Raw genomic sequence first — 16,180 nt, 5'->3', positions numbered from 1 at the left:
TCTTTATTATTATCGAGAATCAAAATCTTTAAAATCATACGCAAAACTTTCAAAACTTCCTTATAAAATAAAAAGGCTTATCTTTTGATAAACCTCAATGAAACATATCTTTTTTCTTGAAGATCAAAATTGCGATCAAACAAGCAACGACAGCCACCGATGTAGGAAACAGGACATGAGGCACAGGCAAGCCATCAACATTCATTCCATAGAAACTAAAGATAATGTTTGGAATCGCCATAACGATCGTAATGACCGTCAAGACCTTCATGACGATATTCAAATTGTTCGAAATGACACTCGCAAAGGCATCCATCGTTCCGCTCAAGATATTGGAATAGATATTACACATCTCAATCGCCTGATGGATCTCGATCATGACGTCTTCCAAAAGATCTTCATCTTCTTCATACAGCTTGATCATTTTTCCACGCATGATCTTATTTAACGTGATTTCATCCGCTTTCAACGATGTAGAGAAGAATACGAGCGATTTTTCCAATCCAAGCATCTGGATCAACTCTTTATTTTCCATCGACTGATGCAGTTTCGCTTCCGTTCGGCTTGATAAACGGTCAATTTGACGCAGATAAACCAGATATTGTTGCGAGATTCGAAGGACTAACAACAACAAAAATCGCGTCTTCAACCGCGTGTCCATTTGACGAACCCGGCCTTGGGCCATGTCCTGCAAAGACCAGTTCTCATAAAGACTGATCGTTACGACGTAGCCTTTCAAGATCACGATTCCCATTGGATTGGTCTTATACTGCAGTGTCGTATAATCTTCATTTTTATTAGCATCGCTATCATCGGAATCCGGATAATCGACAATGACCAGGGTTTGATCAAAATCATCATCATAATCAATATGTGAACTCTCTTCTTCATCCAGTGAAGATTTGACAAATTCTGGCAGAACCCCAATCTGTTCAATCAAAAAATTTCTTTCTTCTTCCGTTGGTGCAATCGCATTGATCCAACATCCTCGTTCCGGAGCATCGATCAAACGAGTTCCGTCATCAAAAGTTTTGTAGAATTCCAGCACAGTAATCCCTCCTTATCGGCGAAGACTACTGGTGATGTCCCCGCCCTTTTCTTTGATTCATTATGTGGTTGTTGTTGCAACTTAATGGGTCCGGAGACATACACTCACCTACTTTCTTTCATGCTTTAGTATTGTATCACAAATCCCGGAAAGCCACACACACTTTCCAAGTTTTTAACAAAAGAAAAAACGGGATCTCTCCCGTATTCTTCGATTTCATAAGCCATGTTCTGTATTAGACAGTCATTTATCTATAGTTTCCTATCCGACCTTCCTTTCTGATTCATTCCGGCCGATTCCCCTACCAAATTTGGGTTTCTCGCTTGTGGGGTTTACCCGTTCCACCCATTCTATTTCCAGAATGGCTCGTCTCTGTGGCACTTTTAAAGCCTTCATTCCCTAGTTTCCCTTAGGAAGTCAGGCAGCCGTCAGGTCTAAGACCTGCCTGGATTTATGACTTCATCCAGCACAAACACTACAGTCATCACAGACTGTGCGAGCATGGACTTTCCTCTAACTTTCGCCAGCGACTGTCGAAATCGTATTTTTTTTATTCTTCTGTTTCTTCTCCTGTATGGAATACTGCTTTTTCCAAACGAGCAATGCGTTTTAAAATATCGATCGTATCACTGTTTCCATTGATATAATCCGCATTGACCTTTTCTTCTAGGTTTGTTTTTTCACTTTGCAGAGTATAGATTTCTTGTTGAAGCTCTTTGATTTTCTCTTCATAGCGGCTCAATGCCTGGCCTAATTCTTCCATCTTTTCATCATAAACTTGGTAGTCTTCAATGATCTGATCCAGGAATTCATCGACTTCGGCCGGCGCATAGCCTTTGATATCAACATGAAATTCTTTTTCAAATATTTCTTGTGCAGTAAGATTCAACTCTTTTGCCATGGTCATTCCCCCTAAACACTACAATTAATTATGCCGTTTTTCCCCATAAAAATCAACCATATTTGAATGTTCCCTCTATTTCATATATAATAAAGCCGATGAGTGTAGTTCGATATCCAACAGCGATTTCACCGATAAAAAATCAAGGAGCGCAAGACCGTCATACGCATCGCGGAATGCGTTTAGAAGCGGATATCAACGATACAAATGCTTACTATCGGGAATGCGATAAAGCCTTGATTTATAAAAAGCCAACGCCCGTTCAGGTTGTCCACGTTGACTATCCGGCCCGTAACAAGGCCAAGATCGTCGAAGCCTATTATAAGACACCGTCGACAACAGACTACAACGGAGTGTATCGGGGTCGTTATATCGATTTTGAAGCGAAGGAAACGAAAAACAAGTCACAGTTTCCGATGGGCATCGTCCATCCTCATCAGATTCAGCATTTAAAAAAAGTACAGCTTCATGGAGGAATCGGTTTTTTTATCGTCCGATTCACCAGCTACAATGAAACGTATTTGATCGATGCACCGCTGATGATCCAAACCATGGAAAAAACGACAAAAAGTTCGATTCCCTATGCCTGGTTTCAGGAAAATGGTCATCAGATTCAAGAAGGGTATATTCCCCGTCTTGATTACTTGCGAATCGTTGATCAGATCTATTTCAAGGAGGAAAATTCATGAACAAAGGGGAAAATAAAACGCCCGCTACAAAAAAACGGCGTAAATTGGATGTCTGGAATAAATTAGCGATCGGAGTTCTTTCTATCTTTTTAGTAGGATGCATCTCTGTTTTCTTTATCTTGGTCAACATCATCAATGATCCGGAAGGCATGCAGTTCGTAGAAGGCGATTTGACGACCATCTCTAACTCGCGTATTTATGACCGCGATGGAAATCTCGTAACGGAACTAGGTGCCGAGATTCGTGAAGATATTACATACGAACAAATTCCGCAGGATGTGATCGATGCTTTCTTGAGTATTGAGGATTCGCGTTATTTTGATCACAGCGGGTTTGACTTGCCGCGTTTCTTGGCCAGTGCATTGACCAATTTACGAAGCGGATCATTAGCACAAGGTGGTTCGACCTTGACCATGCAGCTGATCGATAATACCTTCACGACCAAACAAAAAGAAAAGCTTCAAAGTGAGCAAGGTGGAATTTCTACCTTAGACAATATCAAATTAAAAGTACAAGAGATCTACTTATCTTTGATTGCTGAACAAACCTTAGATAAAGAAGAGATCTTTGAGTATTATGTCAACCATATCTGGTTTGGTTCCGGGTATAACACCCGAGGCATCCAAAAGGCTGCCAAATATTTCTTTAATAAAGATGTATCGCAGTTAAATTTAGGAGAAGCAGCTTTCTTGGCAGGAGCCATCAATGCCCCGGACACTTATAACCCGTTGAACAATCTGATCAAAACCGATCAGGACTATTTGGCCAATGCGACCGAACGAAGAAATACAACATTGGCCTTGATGCTTCAGCATGGATATATTACAGAAACTGAGTATCAGTTAGCTGTGAATACTCGATTAGAGTTCGCATTAGATTACCAGGAAATGACCAGCTCTGATCCGAATTCACCGTTCATCAGCCAAGTCATCACGGAAGTCACAGAATTGACAGGACAAGATCCAACGGTCGTACCAATGGATATCTACACGACTTTGAATCAAAATGTCCAAAAAGTTGCTTATGATATCTGTGCCGGCAATATCATTTCCTTCCCGAATGATGTTTTGAATACAGGATTTGCCGTTGTGGAAAATCACACAGGTGAAGTCATTGCGGTAGGAGCCGGAAGAACCTACTATTCGACCGGAGGTAAAGATGATCTTTCCATCACAGAAAGACAGCCTGGTTCTTCTATGAAACCACTCTTAGCTTACTCGTCTACCTTTGATTTATTAGGCTGGTCTACGGAACACAGAATCAATGACCACGGGGAAGATTACTTCCATTCTGGCAATAATCTTCAAAACTCCGATCATACATATCATGGTGTTGTGAATTTGAAGACTGCTTTAGGTTTATCCTTAAATACACCGGCAGCGCAGGCAATGATCGAACTAGTCAATCAAACAGGCTATGATTATTGGGTTGAATTCTGTAAGAAGCTGGGCTATTCGGAAAGGCGATGTGAATCGTTTGTAGAACAATATTCGATTGGCGGAAGCGATATGTATGCCTCTCCTCGTCAACAGGCAAGCGCATATACCATGTTGGCCAATGGCGGAACTCGTGTCAATGACCATACTGTTCGCAATGTCATCCGTCGTTCAGACAATAAAGAAACAGCTGGAGATACTACGGAATATGATTTGATCAGTGAAGAAGCCGCGTTCATGACATCGTATCTTTTGGAAAATGTTGTATCCGGTAACTACGGGATGTTCAATGATATCTTATACAATCCAAATTATGCCGTGTATGGAAAATCCGGTACATCCGACTGGGGGATTGACGGTGCCCAATATGGTATTCCAAACGGAAACTATCGTGATGAATGGTCTGTCGGATACACGAGCGATATTTCTGTAGCAACCTGGTTAGGATATACCTTTGAAATGGAAAAACAAGGTTACTATTTTACGACCAGCGTTTTATATCAGGCTACAGGATTCTACATTACAGATTATTTAATTGACTATTGTGCTCAATTCTATAACTACAAGGATATAGAAAAACCTGGTGGCGTATCGAGCTATAATGGCGGTTATATCAAAACGGAATTCTTATCACAAGGCGATTCGAAAGTAACGGGCGGCAACGCTAAGGACGAAAGCGAAGACGAAGAAGACGAAGAAGAGGAAGAAACAAAAGAAGAAGAAAAACCAGAAGAAACGGAACCAGAGGTCGATCAAGCTCAACAAGATTGCATCAACCAAGGTGGTACATGGTCTAACGGTGTATGTACTTGGCCTACGGATCCGGGAACGGGCGGTGAAACGACCGATCCTGGTACCGGCGGAGAAACGACAGACCCCGGAACTGGCGGTGGAACAACCGATCCGGGAACTGGCGGCGGAACCGTTGATCCGGGAACTGGCGGAGAAACGACCGATCCAAATGCCGGTGCGACAACGCAGTCCTTACAAACCACAGGACTTCTTGGTCTTCCTAGAAGATTTCTATTCAACATCTTTAGTTGGTTATAACGTATAAAAGGCATCCATCAACGATGCCTTTTTTTGTATCCTTCATAATAAAAACCAAGGAAGTACAGAAGTTTACTTTGTATTTCCTTGGCTTTTTGTTTAGTCTTGATATTTTTTATAGTGATCTGTATGGAGCAGCTGATTGGCGTTTTGAATGCGCTCTGCCGTCGGGGGATCGATTCCTTCTAAAGGATAGGAAAGGCCTAACTCTTTCCATTTATAAGCTCCTAAAGTGTGATAAGGAAGCACTTCTAAACGCTCTACGTTATGTAGGCTTGAAACAAAGGAATCTAATTGTTTTAGATACCCATCGTCATCGGTGCGTTCAGGAACCAATACATGACGAATCCAAACAGGTTTATGGATCTGATCTAAATATCTAGCCAGTTCCAAAATATTCTGATTGCTCCATCCAGTCAGTTTTTGATGAGCTTGATCATCAATATGCTTGATATCCAATAAGACCAAATCGGTGACTTCCATCAATCGATCAAATTTTTCTAAAAAAGCTTCCGTTCTAGAAAATGGTTGCCCAGATGTATCCAGAGTGGTATGGATCCCTTCTCTTTTGACAAGAGTAAACAATTCAATCAAGAAATTGATTTGTAATAGAGGTTCACCACCCGATACCGTAATGCCACCCTTTTGTTTCCAATAAGGACGATAACGTAACGCGTTTTTTAACACATCGCTAGCTTCCTGGGTGGGTTCCAGGATCTGCCATGTATCTGCGTTATGGCAAAACTGACAACGCATCTTACACCCTTGTAAAAAGATCACATAACGAACCCCCGGCCCGTCAACCGAGCCGAAGGTTTCAATGGAATGAATACTTCCTTTCATAGATCTTATAGATGATCATGGCATGTTCTGGCAATCACATCCAGCTGTTGTTCATGCGTCAAGTCGATAAATTTTACAGCATAACCGCTGACACGGATCGTAAAGTTCTGGTACTCTTCTTTTTCCGGATGCTCCATCGCATCTTTCAGCTTTTCAACACCAAATACATTGACATTCAAATGATGAGCCCCCTGATCAAAGTAACCATCCATCACGTGAACTAAGTTTTCAGCTCTTTCCTCATCACTGTGTCCTAAAGCCCCTGGGTTGATCGTTTGTGTATTGGAAATACCATCTAATGCATATTCATATGGTAATTTCGCAACTGAATTCAATGATGCCAGCAAACCGTTCTTTTCTGCTCCGTAAGATGGGTTAGCACCTGGAGATAAAGGTTCTCCGGCCTTTCTGCCATCCGGTAAAGCTCCGGTGGCTTTTCCATATACTACATTGCTTGTGATCGTTAAGATCGAAGTCGTTGGCTCACTGTTACGATAAGTATGATGTTTGCGGATCTTATTCATAAATGTCTTCAACAGCCATACGGCAATCTCATCGGCTCTTTCATCATCGTTTCCATAACGCGGGAAATCCCCTTCGATCTTATAATCGATTGCGATTCCATCTTCATCGCGGATAGGCGTCACTTTCGCATATTTAATGGCTGATAAACTATCCACAACGTGCGAGAAGCCTGCGATACCCGTCGCAAACGTACGGCGAACATCGGTATCGATCAAAGCCATCAAAGCTGATTCATAGTAGTATTTATCATGCATATACTGGATCAGATTCAATGTGTTTACGTAAAGACCGCTTAACCAATCCATCATCAAATCGTATTTATGCATAACTTCATCATAGTCCAAAACATCACTGGTGATTGGTTTGTATTCTGGACCTACCTGCATCTTCGTTCTTTCATCCACACCGCCATTGATGGCATACAATAAACATTTTGCCAAGTTGGCACGGGCACCAAAGAACTGCATTTCTTTTCCTGTTTGTGTAGCGCTGACGCAGCAGCAAACCGAGTAGTCATCTCCCCATTCAGGACGCATGACATCGTCGCTCTCATATTGTAACGAAGAAGTGGCAACGCTGACTTTCGCCGCATATTTTTTGAATGATTCTGGTAAACGGCTCGAATACAATACAGTCAAGTTTGGTTCTGGACTTGGTCCCATGTTTTCTAATGTATGTAAGAAACGGAAACAAGTTTTCGTCACCATATGGCGGCCATCCATACCTAATCCCGCAACATCCAAAGTCGCCCAAACCGGATCGCCGGAGAAAAGTTGATTATAAGAAGGGATACGGGCAAATTTTACCATACGGAATTTCATGACCATATGATCCACTAATTCCTGTGCCTGCTCTTCAGTTAAGACTCCTGCTTTGATATCGCGTTCCATATAAATATCTAAGAAAGTGGAGATGCGCCCCACGGACATAGCGGCACCATTTTGCGTTTTGATGGCAGCCAAATATCCAAAGTATACCCATTGAACCGCTTCTTTCGCATTTTTTGCCGGCTGCGAAATGTCATAGCCATAAGTAGCGGCCATTTCTTTCATTTCCTTCAAAGCTTTGATCTGGTCGGCAATCTCTTCGCGCAAACGAATCACATCATCCGTCATCGTTCCGTCGCCGCAAAGTGCCATATCTTTTTGTTTTTCTTCAATCAAGAAATCTATTCCATACAAGGCAACTCGACGGTAATCCCCCACGATACGACCACGGCCGTAAGTATCAGGAAGTCCTGTAATGATCTTATTTTTACGAGCCAGACGCATTTCTGGAGTATAAGCACTAAACACGGCATCATTATGAGTTTTATGATATTTTGTAAAGACTTCGGTAATTTTTTTGCTTGGGGTATAACCGTATGTTTCACAAGCTTCCATACTCATGCGGATACCGCCATATGGCATAAAAGCACGTTTTAAGGGTTTATCCGTCTGCAGCCCCACGATTTGTTCCAAATCTTTTAAGCTTTCATCGATATAACCTGGACCATAGGATGTCAAAGTTGAAATAACTTCTGTCTCCATATCCAAAACGCCGCCCTTAGCACGTTCTTCTTTCTGGAGCTTCTGTAACGCATCCCACAATTTTTCGGTCGCCTCGGTTGGACCTGCCAAGAATGACTCATCCCCATCATAAGGATCATAATTGTGCTGAATAAAATCTCTGACATTCACTTCGTCCTGCCATTTAGAACCTTTAAAGCCCTTCCATTGTTCAAACATTCTGTTTTCCTCCTTGTGATTTCGTAAGAAAAGCCGGCCTCCGGGCTTTTCTTTCTGCCCAGACGGTCGGCTATGCACTCTTATACTTCATGTGGTCTGTTCCACTAATTCCGTCAGTCGTATAAGCACGATTTCATGATACCCAAGAAGACGAAAAGTGTCAACGAATACGCTTCCATAAAATCAGCTTTTTTTACCCAGCTTCAAAATCTTTTTTTGATAGAAGCGAGATCGTTTTTTGATCCATAAATTGAGCGTGTCCCATCCGTATTTTTCCACCAAAGTTTTCTGGTCTCCCAACAGATCGCGCCCTAATCCCAGGCCTTTTTTAGGCAGGGAAAAACCCAAAGAAGAAAGGATCGTTGGGAATAGATCTAAAGTGGAAAATTCTCGATATTGTGTTTCTTTTGTCTTTTTTTGAGGATGAATAAATACATTCCAGATTCGACGGTCAAAATCCTTATCATAGGTCGAATGGATATATTGAGCCGCCATACTGGTATGATCTCCCTGGATCACGACCACGGTATCTTCATAGAAAGATTGTTTCTTCAACCACTCCATGAAATCTTTCAATAACTGGTCTGTATGATAAATGGAATTGGAGATCCCCTTCGTAAAAGGTTGATCCCAATCATCTTGTTGATAGCCATAAGGATGATGCGTATCGACTGTCAATATTTCAAAATTAAACGGCTGATCCTTTTGGGCAAGCTCTAAAAGCTTTTTTTTCGCAAAGGCAAAAAGCTTCTCATCCTCATATCCCCAAAACGTATGGTAATCCGAATCTAGCCAGCCTTCTTTTTTTGCTCTGTCTAAATCATAGATCTGATAATGACCATGTTGATCATAATAAAACTTTCGTCCGCCAAATACCGCCTGAGAACCGATCATCAACGTATTGGAGTATCCGTTTTCCTCTAAAATATCTCCCAGACCGACAAGCCCTTCCATGAAGGGTTTTTTATCCGTACAAAAAGGATGATAGATGGGAAAAATCAGAGGGACTCCCGCACTGGATGCAACCATTGCTCCCGTGGTCCAGCCGGTTCCTGTTACCACGAGGCCGCCTCCGATCTTGTCGTGCTGCGAAAATGAAAGATTTTCTTTTGTCAAAGAAGTTAAATATGGAAGAAGGTTTTCTTGCGCATCGCCTCCATCTTCTTTTTTCGCATAAGTGGTTTCCATTGATTCCAAATAGATATGAATCAAATTCTTTTTTTCTTTCGGTGCCATCCATGAGGTTTCATCCGGATGAATATATTCTTTCTCATAAAGATCACTGGATTGAAACTGGTGAAGAATATACGTAAAAAGTCCGACTTTGGCAGCCGAATAAATCAAGCAAAGGGCAAACCAGACCCAAGCTAATTCATCTGATAAATCCAAAATGTAGAAAAGAAAAAAGATCAGAACTGACAGGATCAGACCATAAAGAAAACACAGACGGACCCAGTCCACTAAGAACCGTTTATTCGTTCCTTCCAACGGCACTTTAATATGAAAAACCAGCTGTTCAAACGAAGAAAGTCCAAAATAGGAAAATGCCCATGCGACGGTCCTTGCCAATACGGATCCAATCAATATTATCAAAAAGTTCAACAACTCATTCAACCTTCCTTTTTATCGAACTGTTTATTCTTCAAGCAGGCCTAGTTTATTTAACGCCTGCCAGATTCCTTCCTGATCATTAGGAGCCGTGACAAATTTTGCCCGATCTTTGACATACGCTTTGGCCTGCCCCATCGCAAAACTGTTCTTGACCACATCAAATAAACTGACATCATTTTCGCCATCGCCAAACGCCAAAACTTCATCCATGGTCCAGCCTTCCCATTCCATGATCTTCTCTAAGGTCTCTCCTTTTGAAACGCCTTTAGGAAGAATCTCTAGTTGACGAGGCGCTGTCCGAAACACATTAAAATCCAGAAGTTTCTCGGTCAAAGCTTCATACAAAGACTGGATCTCTTGTTCCTCCTGCATGAGCTGAACTTTATTGATCGGCGGGGATATCTCCTGCACATCCTGGATATAGTGAATATTCGGATAGCCGTCCCGCATATCTGCCAGCCAGCCCCAAGGCCCGCCGGTCCAAGGGAAATCTTCTGGCAACTTTTCTTTGATTCTTAGATCCGCTTTGATCTGACGGATCGTTTCTGGAAAAAAGTCATAGACACCATCATCAAAGCAAGCCATGCTTTCGCAGTTTCTATGGATCAAATCAGAAAATACTCTTCGAACTTCTTCTATGGTCATCCTGCGTAAGATCTTTCGTTCCATCTTTGACAAATCATATACAGCAACACCATCCACTTCTAATAACCATCCTCGATGTTTATCCATGGATAGTTCCTTGGCATACGGCATCAGTCGGGTATAACTGCGTCCACTGGCCAGTATTAATTGCACACCTTTTTTCTGTAATTCAATCAATGCGTTTTTGGTTTTTGGCATGATTTTATTGGATGGATCTAACAAAGTACCATCCATATCCATGACGATTGCCTTGATCATAAGCCCACTTCCTTTTTAGCTTACAATCATTTAAAACCGAACCCTAAAAAATTACAAGTACAGATTGATTTTTTTATTTTTTCCTATTGCGTCCTCTAAAAGAGTATGATAATATAATTGAGCAGTTGCCTGAATAGCTCAGTCGGTAGAGCATCCGGCTGTTAACCGGCAGGTCACAAGTTCGAGTCTTGTTTCAGGCGCCATTGCGAATAAACACTTTCTTAAAAACGCTTTAGGTAAAGGGCGAAATTAAGAAAGTGTTTTATTTTTTGCAGTTTCACCCACATTTTCGCCACAGAAACTATTTGTTTCTATGCTTTATTTACGATTCTGAACAATATCAATGTATACTTTAACCAATATAAAAGCTATGTAAGCTCTTGATGATTTTGATTCACCATAGAGTTTTACATAGCTTTTTTTGTTACATTAATTTTCTAAACAGGGCCTTCAGATCTTCAATGCTGGCATCTTTTGGATTGCCTGGAGCACAAGCATCTTCATAAGCTGATTTTGCCAAGAAATCGAGATCTTCTTCTTTTAAAGCTTCCAATTTTGTTGGGATACCGACATCGATAGATAATTGTTGAACAGCATCTACAGCCGCTTTACGATATTCCTCCTGGGTCATGGAATCGACATCTTTGACGCCCATAGCTCGCGCAATCTCACGATATTTTTCACCTGTACAATCTGCGTTATATTCCATAACGATAGGGAGCATCATAGCACAAGCCACCCCATGCGGCGTATCATAAACAGCACCTAAAGTATGAGCCATAGAGTGTGCAATTCCTAGTCCGACATTGGAGAATCCCATACCGGCAATATATTGTCCTAACGCCATGCCTTCACGCCCTTCTTTTTCATTCGCAACGGCACTTCTTAATGAACGGCTGATGATCTCGATTGCCTTTAAATGGAACATATCTGTCATTTCCCACGCAGCCTTCGTCGTATAACCTTCGATCGCATGTGTCAATGCATCCATTCCCGTAGAAGCTGTCAGTCCTTTTGGCATTGATGACATCATATCAGGATCAATGATTGCGATCACAGGCATATCATGCGGATCCACGCATACGAACTTTCTCTTTTTCTCAACATCTGTAATCACATAATTGATCGTTACTTCTGCTGCTGTTCCTGCAGTCGTCGGTACGGCAATAATGGGAACGCAAGGATTTTTGGTAGGCGCCGTTCCTTCTAGAGAACGTACATCTTCAAATTCTGGGTTGGCAATGATGATCCCAATAGCTTTGGCTGTATCCATAGAAGAACCGCCACCAATCGCAACAATGTAATCGGCTTGCGCTTCTTTAAAGGCTGCAACTCCCTTTTGAACATTTTCAATTGTCGGGTTTGCCTTGATATCCGAATAGATCGTATATTCTAATCCGGCATCTTCCAAAACTTTGGTCACCTTGCCAGTAACTCCATATTTGATCAAATCGGGATCTGAACATACAAGAGCCTTCTTATAAGCTCTCGCCTTCGCTTCATTGGCAATTTCCTGAATTGCTCCGTAACCATGATAAGATGTTTCGTTTAACATAATTCTGTTTGACATTTTATTGTTCCTCCTTTATGTAAACGCTTTCTATCTTTATTTTATCAATGGGCTTAGCGTATGATAAGTTACAAAAAAACGAATCTGTCACTTTATAAAAGATCCAGATCCGTATATACTTGCCGTAGATTTTCGGGCATAGAATCCACCATCTGCCTAGCGAGATTCTACGGTGAAGATTGAGCTCCATTCAAAAGCCATTTTACTGTCATATATATGGAACCTTGGCAATACATCTCCAGCTGAAACTGCAGCTGATCAGAAAGTGGATGCCTGGTTTTTTCTTGTATTCGATGGGTATAAAACGCAAGAATCAATTCAAAATCATGATCACGCAGATTGTTTTGATCATCATTTTTGAAGGCAGCCGAGAAAAATAATTTTTCTTGATTGATAAACGTAAATTTATTCACCAAACCGTCGTAGATCGTTTTCCCTTCTCCCATATGTTCAAAAGATTCTAAAAGAATCTTATCAAAGTACCAGTTGACCAGATCTTGCCGATCTTTAAAATGACGATAAAAAGTCTGGCGGGAGACCCCGCATGTATCTGTAATGTCCTTAATTGTGATCTTCTCTAAAGGAGCTTTTTTCATACACCGCTTCAAAGCCTCTGCCAATAAATATTTCGTATCCATAGTTATATAATAAGAAAAAATCTTTGCGTTTTCTAGAAAAAAACAAAACAGGAAATGTCCAAGGCCAAGGAGCCTAAACAAACACTTCCTATAGGTCATTCTATTTAAATCAAATTTATAATTTGGATCAAACCTTTTTGATCAAACAATATGGATTTGATTTCCTGCAGCGTTTCATAATTGATAAAGTCATATTCTGCTCGGTTGAGCGCCATATAGATCTGCTGCAGCATATTCTTATGATCGATCCACAGACTGGATTCTCCATAGCCTTCATCACAAAGCTTATGGATATGTTCTTCATCCAACAACGGATAGAAATAATCATACAAAACAGTTGTATGTGGATTGACAAATTTGGACAAGCCCAATACATTCTGATAGATCGGAGCGTGATAGTGACGAACCATATTCAAAACCGCTTTCCCTAAGAAAAGAACGGAAGCGCTGAAATCCGATTCCGGAACATCCTCATAATACTGCTCCAAATCACAAGCCGCCTCGATCTGATCTAAGACCTGTCCAGGAAGATCGGCGTACTCTTCTTCACAAATCCCAAAGAATTCATAAAAATCCGTATCTTCTTCCGGTTCCGGTTGCCCTTTCATGTTTTCCATCATGTTTTCTGCCATCGAATTCAGACGTTCTTTTTCCTCATCACTCATGGAATTCATCATTTGAGAAAGCGCTGAAAAATCAATATCACTAAATTTCATATCTATTCCTTTCTAAAAGGCTTGAGCATTCTCAAGCCTTTCTAGTTTATTTATCCTTTTTATTTAAATATTTTCCAATCAGGATCAATATAACAGCACTGACTGCCAATAAAACCACATACAAACTTGTATTTGTCTGCGTTGAAGTCTTGGATCCTTCTTCCATTAGAGAATCTTCTTTTTTGTTCTCTTCGGTTGTCTGTGCATTCGAATGATCTTTTCCTTGCGCTTTTTGTGCCAAAACATAGTAAGAGAAATGATTGGTCGTGAACTCTACAAATCCATCTTTGACTTGGAAGGCGACTTCTGTAGCGGATCTTGTTTCTTCATCATAGTAATAAAGTGCCAATGCATTGGGATCCCATCCTTCCGGAATCGGAATCATGACCTTCGCTTCAAACTGCTGGTTGAAATCGTAGTCCTTTCCATCCTTTTTAAAACTTAGATCGTATACCGCGATTTTATCGGAATCGATCGCAATCAGTTTCGATAATACCTCTTTGATTTCATCAATTCCTTTATAAACACGATTCACTTCAAGGCCTAATCCTTGCGCAGCCGATGTCGGAATTTCCACTTTCACACCCGATGCATTGGAAAGAATCGTAGTTTCCGGCTGGGTTGGGGTTTCTTCTTCCAGAGAATCACTCGTGATCAAAACTGGAAAGGACCCGCGGTAATTTCCTTCGATGATTCCAAACCCAGTATAGTTATCCACATAGACTTCCTCGGTTCCACTAGCCAGACGAACACTGTGCGCTCCATCTTCTAACGTGAGCAAGACATAGCCATTTTCATCTGTCTTAGCTTCCATCTTATTCCTTCCATCCACGACAAACTGTACCGTTTGATTGGTGAATGGCTGATGATTTTGATCTAAGATCTGCAGCGTTGCCTGATAATCTCCTGGCTCATACTCACTGCCCGTAAATTGAATCCGTCCCTGTGTTTGACGATATTGACTTAAATCTGCCTTTTGAAGATATTCCTGGATCGTTTCTAATTCACCGCCAGCTTCGGCATATTTCGCAATATCTGCCAATTTAGAATCCGCAATATAGTTATTGGTCGCAAGAAGGATCTGTGTAGTTGCATCGTTTGGATCCAGCGGTGTAGTTTGTCCATCCAATGTAATAGATTGAACAGAGGCCGCTTCCGAGTTATAGATCACTTTCATTCCGCTGACTTGCATAAAGCTTCCAGAATTGGCCAACTGCAACAACATTCCCGTTTCCGGATTCTGACCATCCAAGCAGGAAGCCCCTTCCTGCATGATCTCGTACAAGTCTTTAGGGGTCACAACTTTTAAAACCACCGTATTGGAGAATGGAAACGCAGTGACAAGATCCCCTTGCGTAATAGATCCGTTCGGAAATTTTTCTCGGATCCCGCCGCCATTTTCCACCGCAACCACCGGAAAAGAATCACCGGCTATTTCTTTGGCTTTCGCCTGGAAGGCATCGGCAACCAAATCCCCTAGATTCGTTTCTACCACACGGGTGATCGTGACGCCATCTCCTAAAGAACCGGCCCATAATGTCGTATCGCTTTGAGCCACCTCTACATTTAATTCGTCAGATAACGCCGCATTGATTTGTGCGAGCTGAGCTTGGACCGCAGCATTCTCTTCAATGTTGGCGACACTGCCGACATCTAACAGCGTTTCTGTAGCGTTCACTTCTCCATTTTCGTCAAATGTCAGCGCTAATTCACCGACACTGGCTCCATTGCATCCGGTCTGAACGACTAATGTCTCCTCGCCAGTTTCTTGATTTTTGACTTTGTCATTTTCTACTTTATGCGAGTGTCCATCGATCAAAACATCGATTCCCGCAACCTCTTGGGCAAGATCTTGGGCTGTCGTTGAAGCCCCGCCGCTTTGTTCCCCACAATGAACGATGCCAATGACCGCATCAACGTTTTGCGATTCTAAATAAGTCACTTGTTCCTGAGCGGTCTCGATCTCGTCCGCAAATGTGACCCCTTGGATCCCGGATGGATTCGTACTGGTCGCCGTATCCTTGGTCACCAGGCCAAAGAATCCAATCTTATATCCTCCTCGTTCAATGATCGCAGAAGATTCTAAAACCGAATTTCCATTATAAGATACATTGGCTCCTAAGATCGGAAAATTTGCCAGATCCTTGTTTTGTAATAAATTCTCGATCCCAAAATCAAATTCATGGTTTCCCACAGCCATTACATCATAGCCGGCAGTATTCATCAAAGAGATGATATCTGCTCCTTTAGACAGGGAAGCAAGCGGTGCTCCCTGCATGGCATCGCCGGCATCGACCAAGATCGAATTGGGATCCATGGCCTTTAAAGTGGCAATCTTGCCTAGACCTATGACATCTTCAGAAGCCGTCACATATCCATGCATATCATTGGTATGATAGATCGTGATTTCTTGATTTTCCTGGGCAAAAACGAAGAGCGGCTGAACCAGCAGCCCTAAACAGATTCCCAGTGATAATACGATATTTTTCAAATTCTTCATCAAGATCTTTCTCTTTCTTTTTT

General features: G+C 41.7%; 12 protein-coding genes, 1 tRNA gene, 1 other RNA gene and 1 riboswitch. Of the genes, 3 read left to right on the top strand and 11 right to left on the bottom strand.

Features of this window, described 5'->3' with window-relative positions; all coding sequences use genetic code 11:
* Positions 1–94: 94 nt before the first annotated feature.
* The 3 genes from Q0J48_RS01760 to Q0J48_RS01750 form a co-directional block, all read right to left on the bottom strand.
* A complete protein-coding gene (locus Q0J48_RS01760) occupies positions 95–1,048 on the bottom strand; it encodes a magnesium transporter CorA family protein (protein WP_296241031.1) in 954 nt (317 codons plus the stop codon).
* A 214-nt stretch (positions 1,049–1,262) separates the two neighbouring features.
* Positions 1,263–1,590: RNase P RNA component class B (gene rnpB / locus Q0J48_RS01755), an RNA gene on the bottom strand.
* A gap of 8 nt (positions 1,591–1,598) precedes the next feature.
* Positions 1,599–1,949: a DivIVA domain-containing protein gene (locus Q0J48_RS01750; protein ID WP_296241029.1), complete on the bottom strand. Its 351-nt coding sequence runs from the start codon at positions 1,947–1,949 to the stop codon at positions 1,599–1,601.
* Positions 1,950–2,047: 98 nt separating this feature from the next.
* Here Q0J48_RS01750 and recU point away from each other — a divergent pair, with 98 nt between their 5' ends.
* Together recU and Q0J48_RS01740 are read left to right on the top strand one after the other, a co-directional pair.
* Positions 2,048–2,638 (top strand): Holliday junction resolvase RecU, encoded by a 591-nt coding sequence (gene recU / locus Q0J48_RS01745; protein WP_296241026.1) that lies wholly within the window; start codon positions 2,048–2,050, stop codon positions 2,636–2,638.
* Positions 2,635–5,124, top strand: a complete 2,490-nt coding sequence (locus Q0J48_RS01740; protein ID WP_296241023.1) for a transglycosylase domain-containing protein — start codon at positions 2,635–2,637, stop codon at positions 5,122–5,124. The genes recU and Q0J48_RS01740 overlap by 4 nt, the downstream gene beginning before the upstream one ends.
* 99 nt (positions 5,125–5,223) lie before the next feature.
* Here the strand turns inward: Q0J48_RS01740 and pflA are convergent, their stop codons facing one another.
* From pflA to Q0J48_RS01720, 4 genes are all read right to left on the bottom strand, one after another.
* A complete protein-coding gene (gene pflA, locus Q0J48_RS01735; protein ID WP_296241022.1) occupies positions 5,224–5,967 on the bottom strand; it encodes a pyruvate formate-lyase-activating protein in 744 nt (247 codons plus the stop codon).
* A 5-nt stretch (positions 5,968–5,972) separates the two neighbouring features.
* Positions 5,973–8,219, bottom strand: a complete 2,247-nt coding sequence (gene pflB / locus Q0J48_RS01730) for a formate C-acetyltransferase (protein WP_296241019.1) — start codon at positions 8,217–8,219, stop codon at positions 5,973–5,975.
* A 49-nt stretch (positions 8,220–8,268) separates the two neighbouring features.
* A riboswitch (ZMP/ZTP riboswitch) is annotated at positions 8,269–8,350 on the bottom strand.
* Positions 8,351–8,402: 52 nt separating this feature from the next.
* Positions 8,403–9,833: an LTA synthase family protein gene (locus tag Q0J48_RS01725; protein ID WP_296241017.1), complete on the bottom strand. Its 1,431-nt coding sequence runs from the start codon at positions 9,831–9,833 to the stop codon at positions 8,403–8,405.
* A gap of 21 nt (positions 9,834–9,854) precedes the next feature.
* Positions 9,855–10,733, bottom strand: coding sequence for an HAD family hydrolase (locus Q0J48_RS01720; RefSeq protein WP_296241012.1), 879 nt, complete (start codon positions 10,731–10,733; stop codon positions 9,855–9,857).
* A gap of 127 nt (positions 10,734–10,860) precedes the next feature.
* Here Q0J48_RS01720 and Q0J48_RS01715 point away from each other — a divergent pair.
* Positions 10,861–10,936, top strand: a tRNA-Asn gene (locus Q0J48_RS01715).
* Positions 10,937–11,157: 221 nt separating this feature from the next.
* Here the strand turns inward: Q0J48_RS01715 and fucO are convergent.
* The 4 genes from fucO to Q0J48_RS01695 all read right to left on the bottom strand — a co-directional run bounded on the left by fucO (position 11,158) and on the right by Q0J48_RS01695 (position 16,157).
* A complete protein-coding gene (fucO, locus tag Q0J48_RS01710) occupies positions 11,158–12,303 on the bottom strand; it encodes a lactaldehyde reductase (RefSeq protein ID WP_296241010.1) in 1,146 nt (381 codons plus the stop codon).
* A gap of 167 nt (positions 12,304–12,470) precedes the next feature.
* The gene (locus Q0J48_RS01705) at positions 12,471–12,941 is read right to left on the bottom strand and encodes a TetR/AcrR family transcriptional regulator (RefSeq protein WP_296241008.1); all 471 of its coding nucleotides are present in this window, start codon (positions 12,939–12,941) and stop codon (positions 12,471–12,473) included.
* Positions 12,942–13,045: 104 nt separating this feature from the next.
* Complete coding sequence (locus Q0J48_RS01700; protein ID WP_296241007.1) at positions 13,046–13,657, bottom strand: hypothetical protein; 612 nt, start codon at positions 13,655–13,657, stop codon at positions 13,046–13,048.
* 46 nt (positions 13,658–13,703) lie between these two features.
* Entirely contained in the window at positions 13,704–16,157 is a 2,454-nt protein-coding gene (locus Q0J48_RS01695) for a bifunctional UDP-sugar hydrolase/5'-nucleotidase (protein WP_296241005.1), read from the bottom strand.
* Positions 16,158–16,180 lie beyond the last annotated feature (23 nt).

The organism is uncultured Faecalicoccus sp. (assembly GCF_944325745.1).
GTDB lineage: Bacteria > Bacillota_I > Bacilli_A > Erysipelotrichales > Erysipelotrichaceae > Faecalicoccus.
The sequence above is the reverse complement of the archived record's forward strand: the minus strand, read 5'-3'. Positions and strand labels throughout refer to the sequence as shown.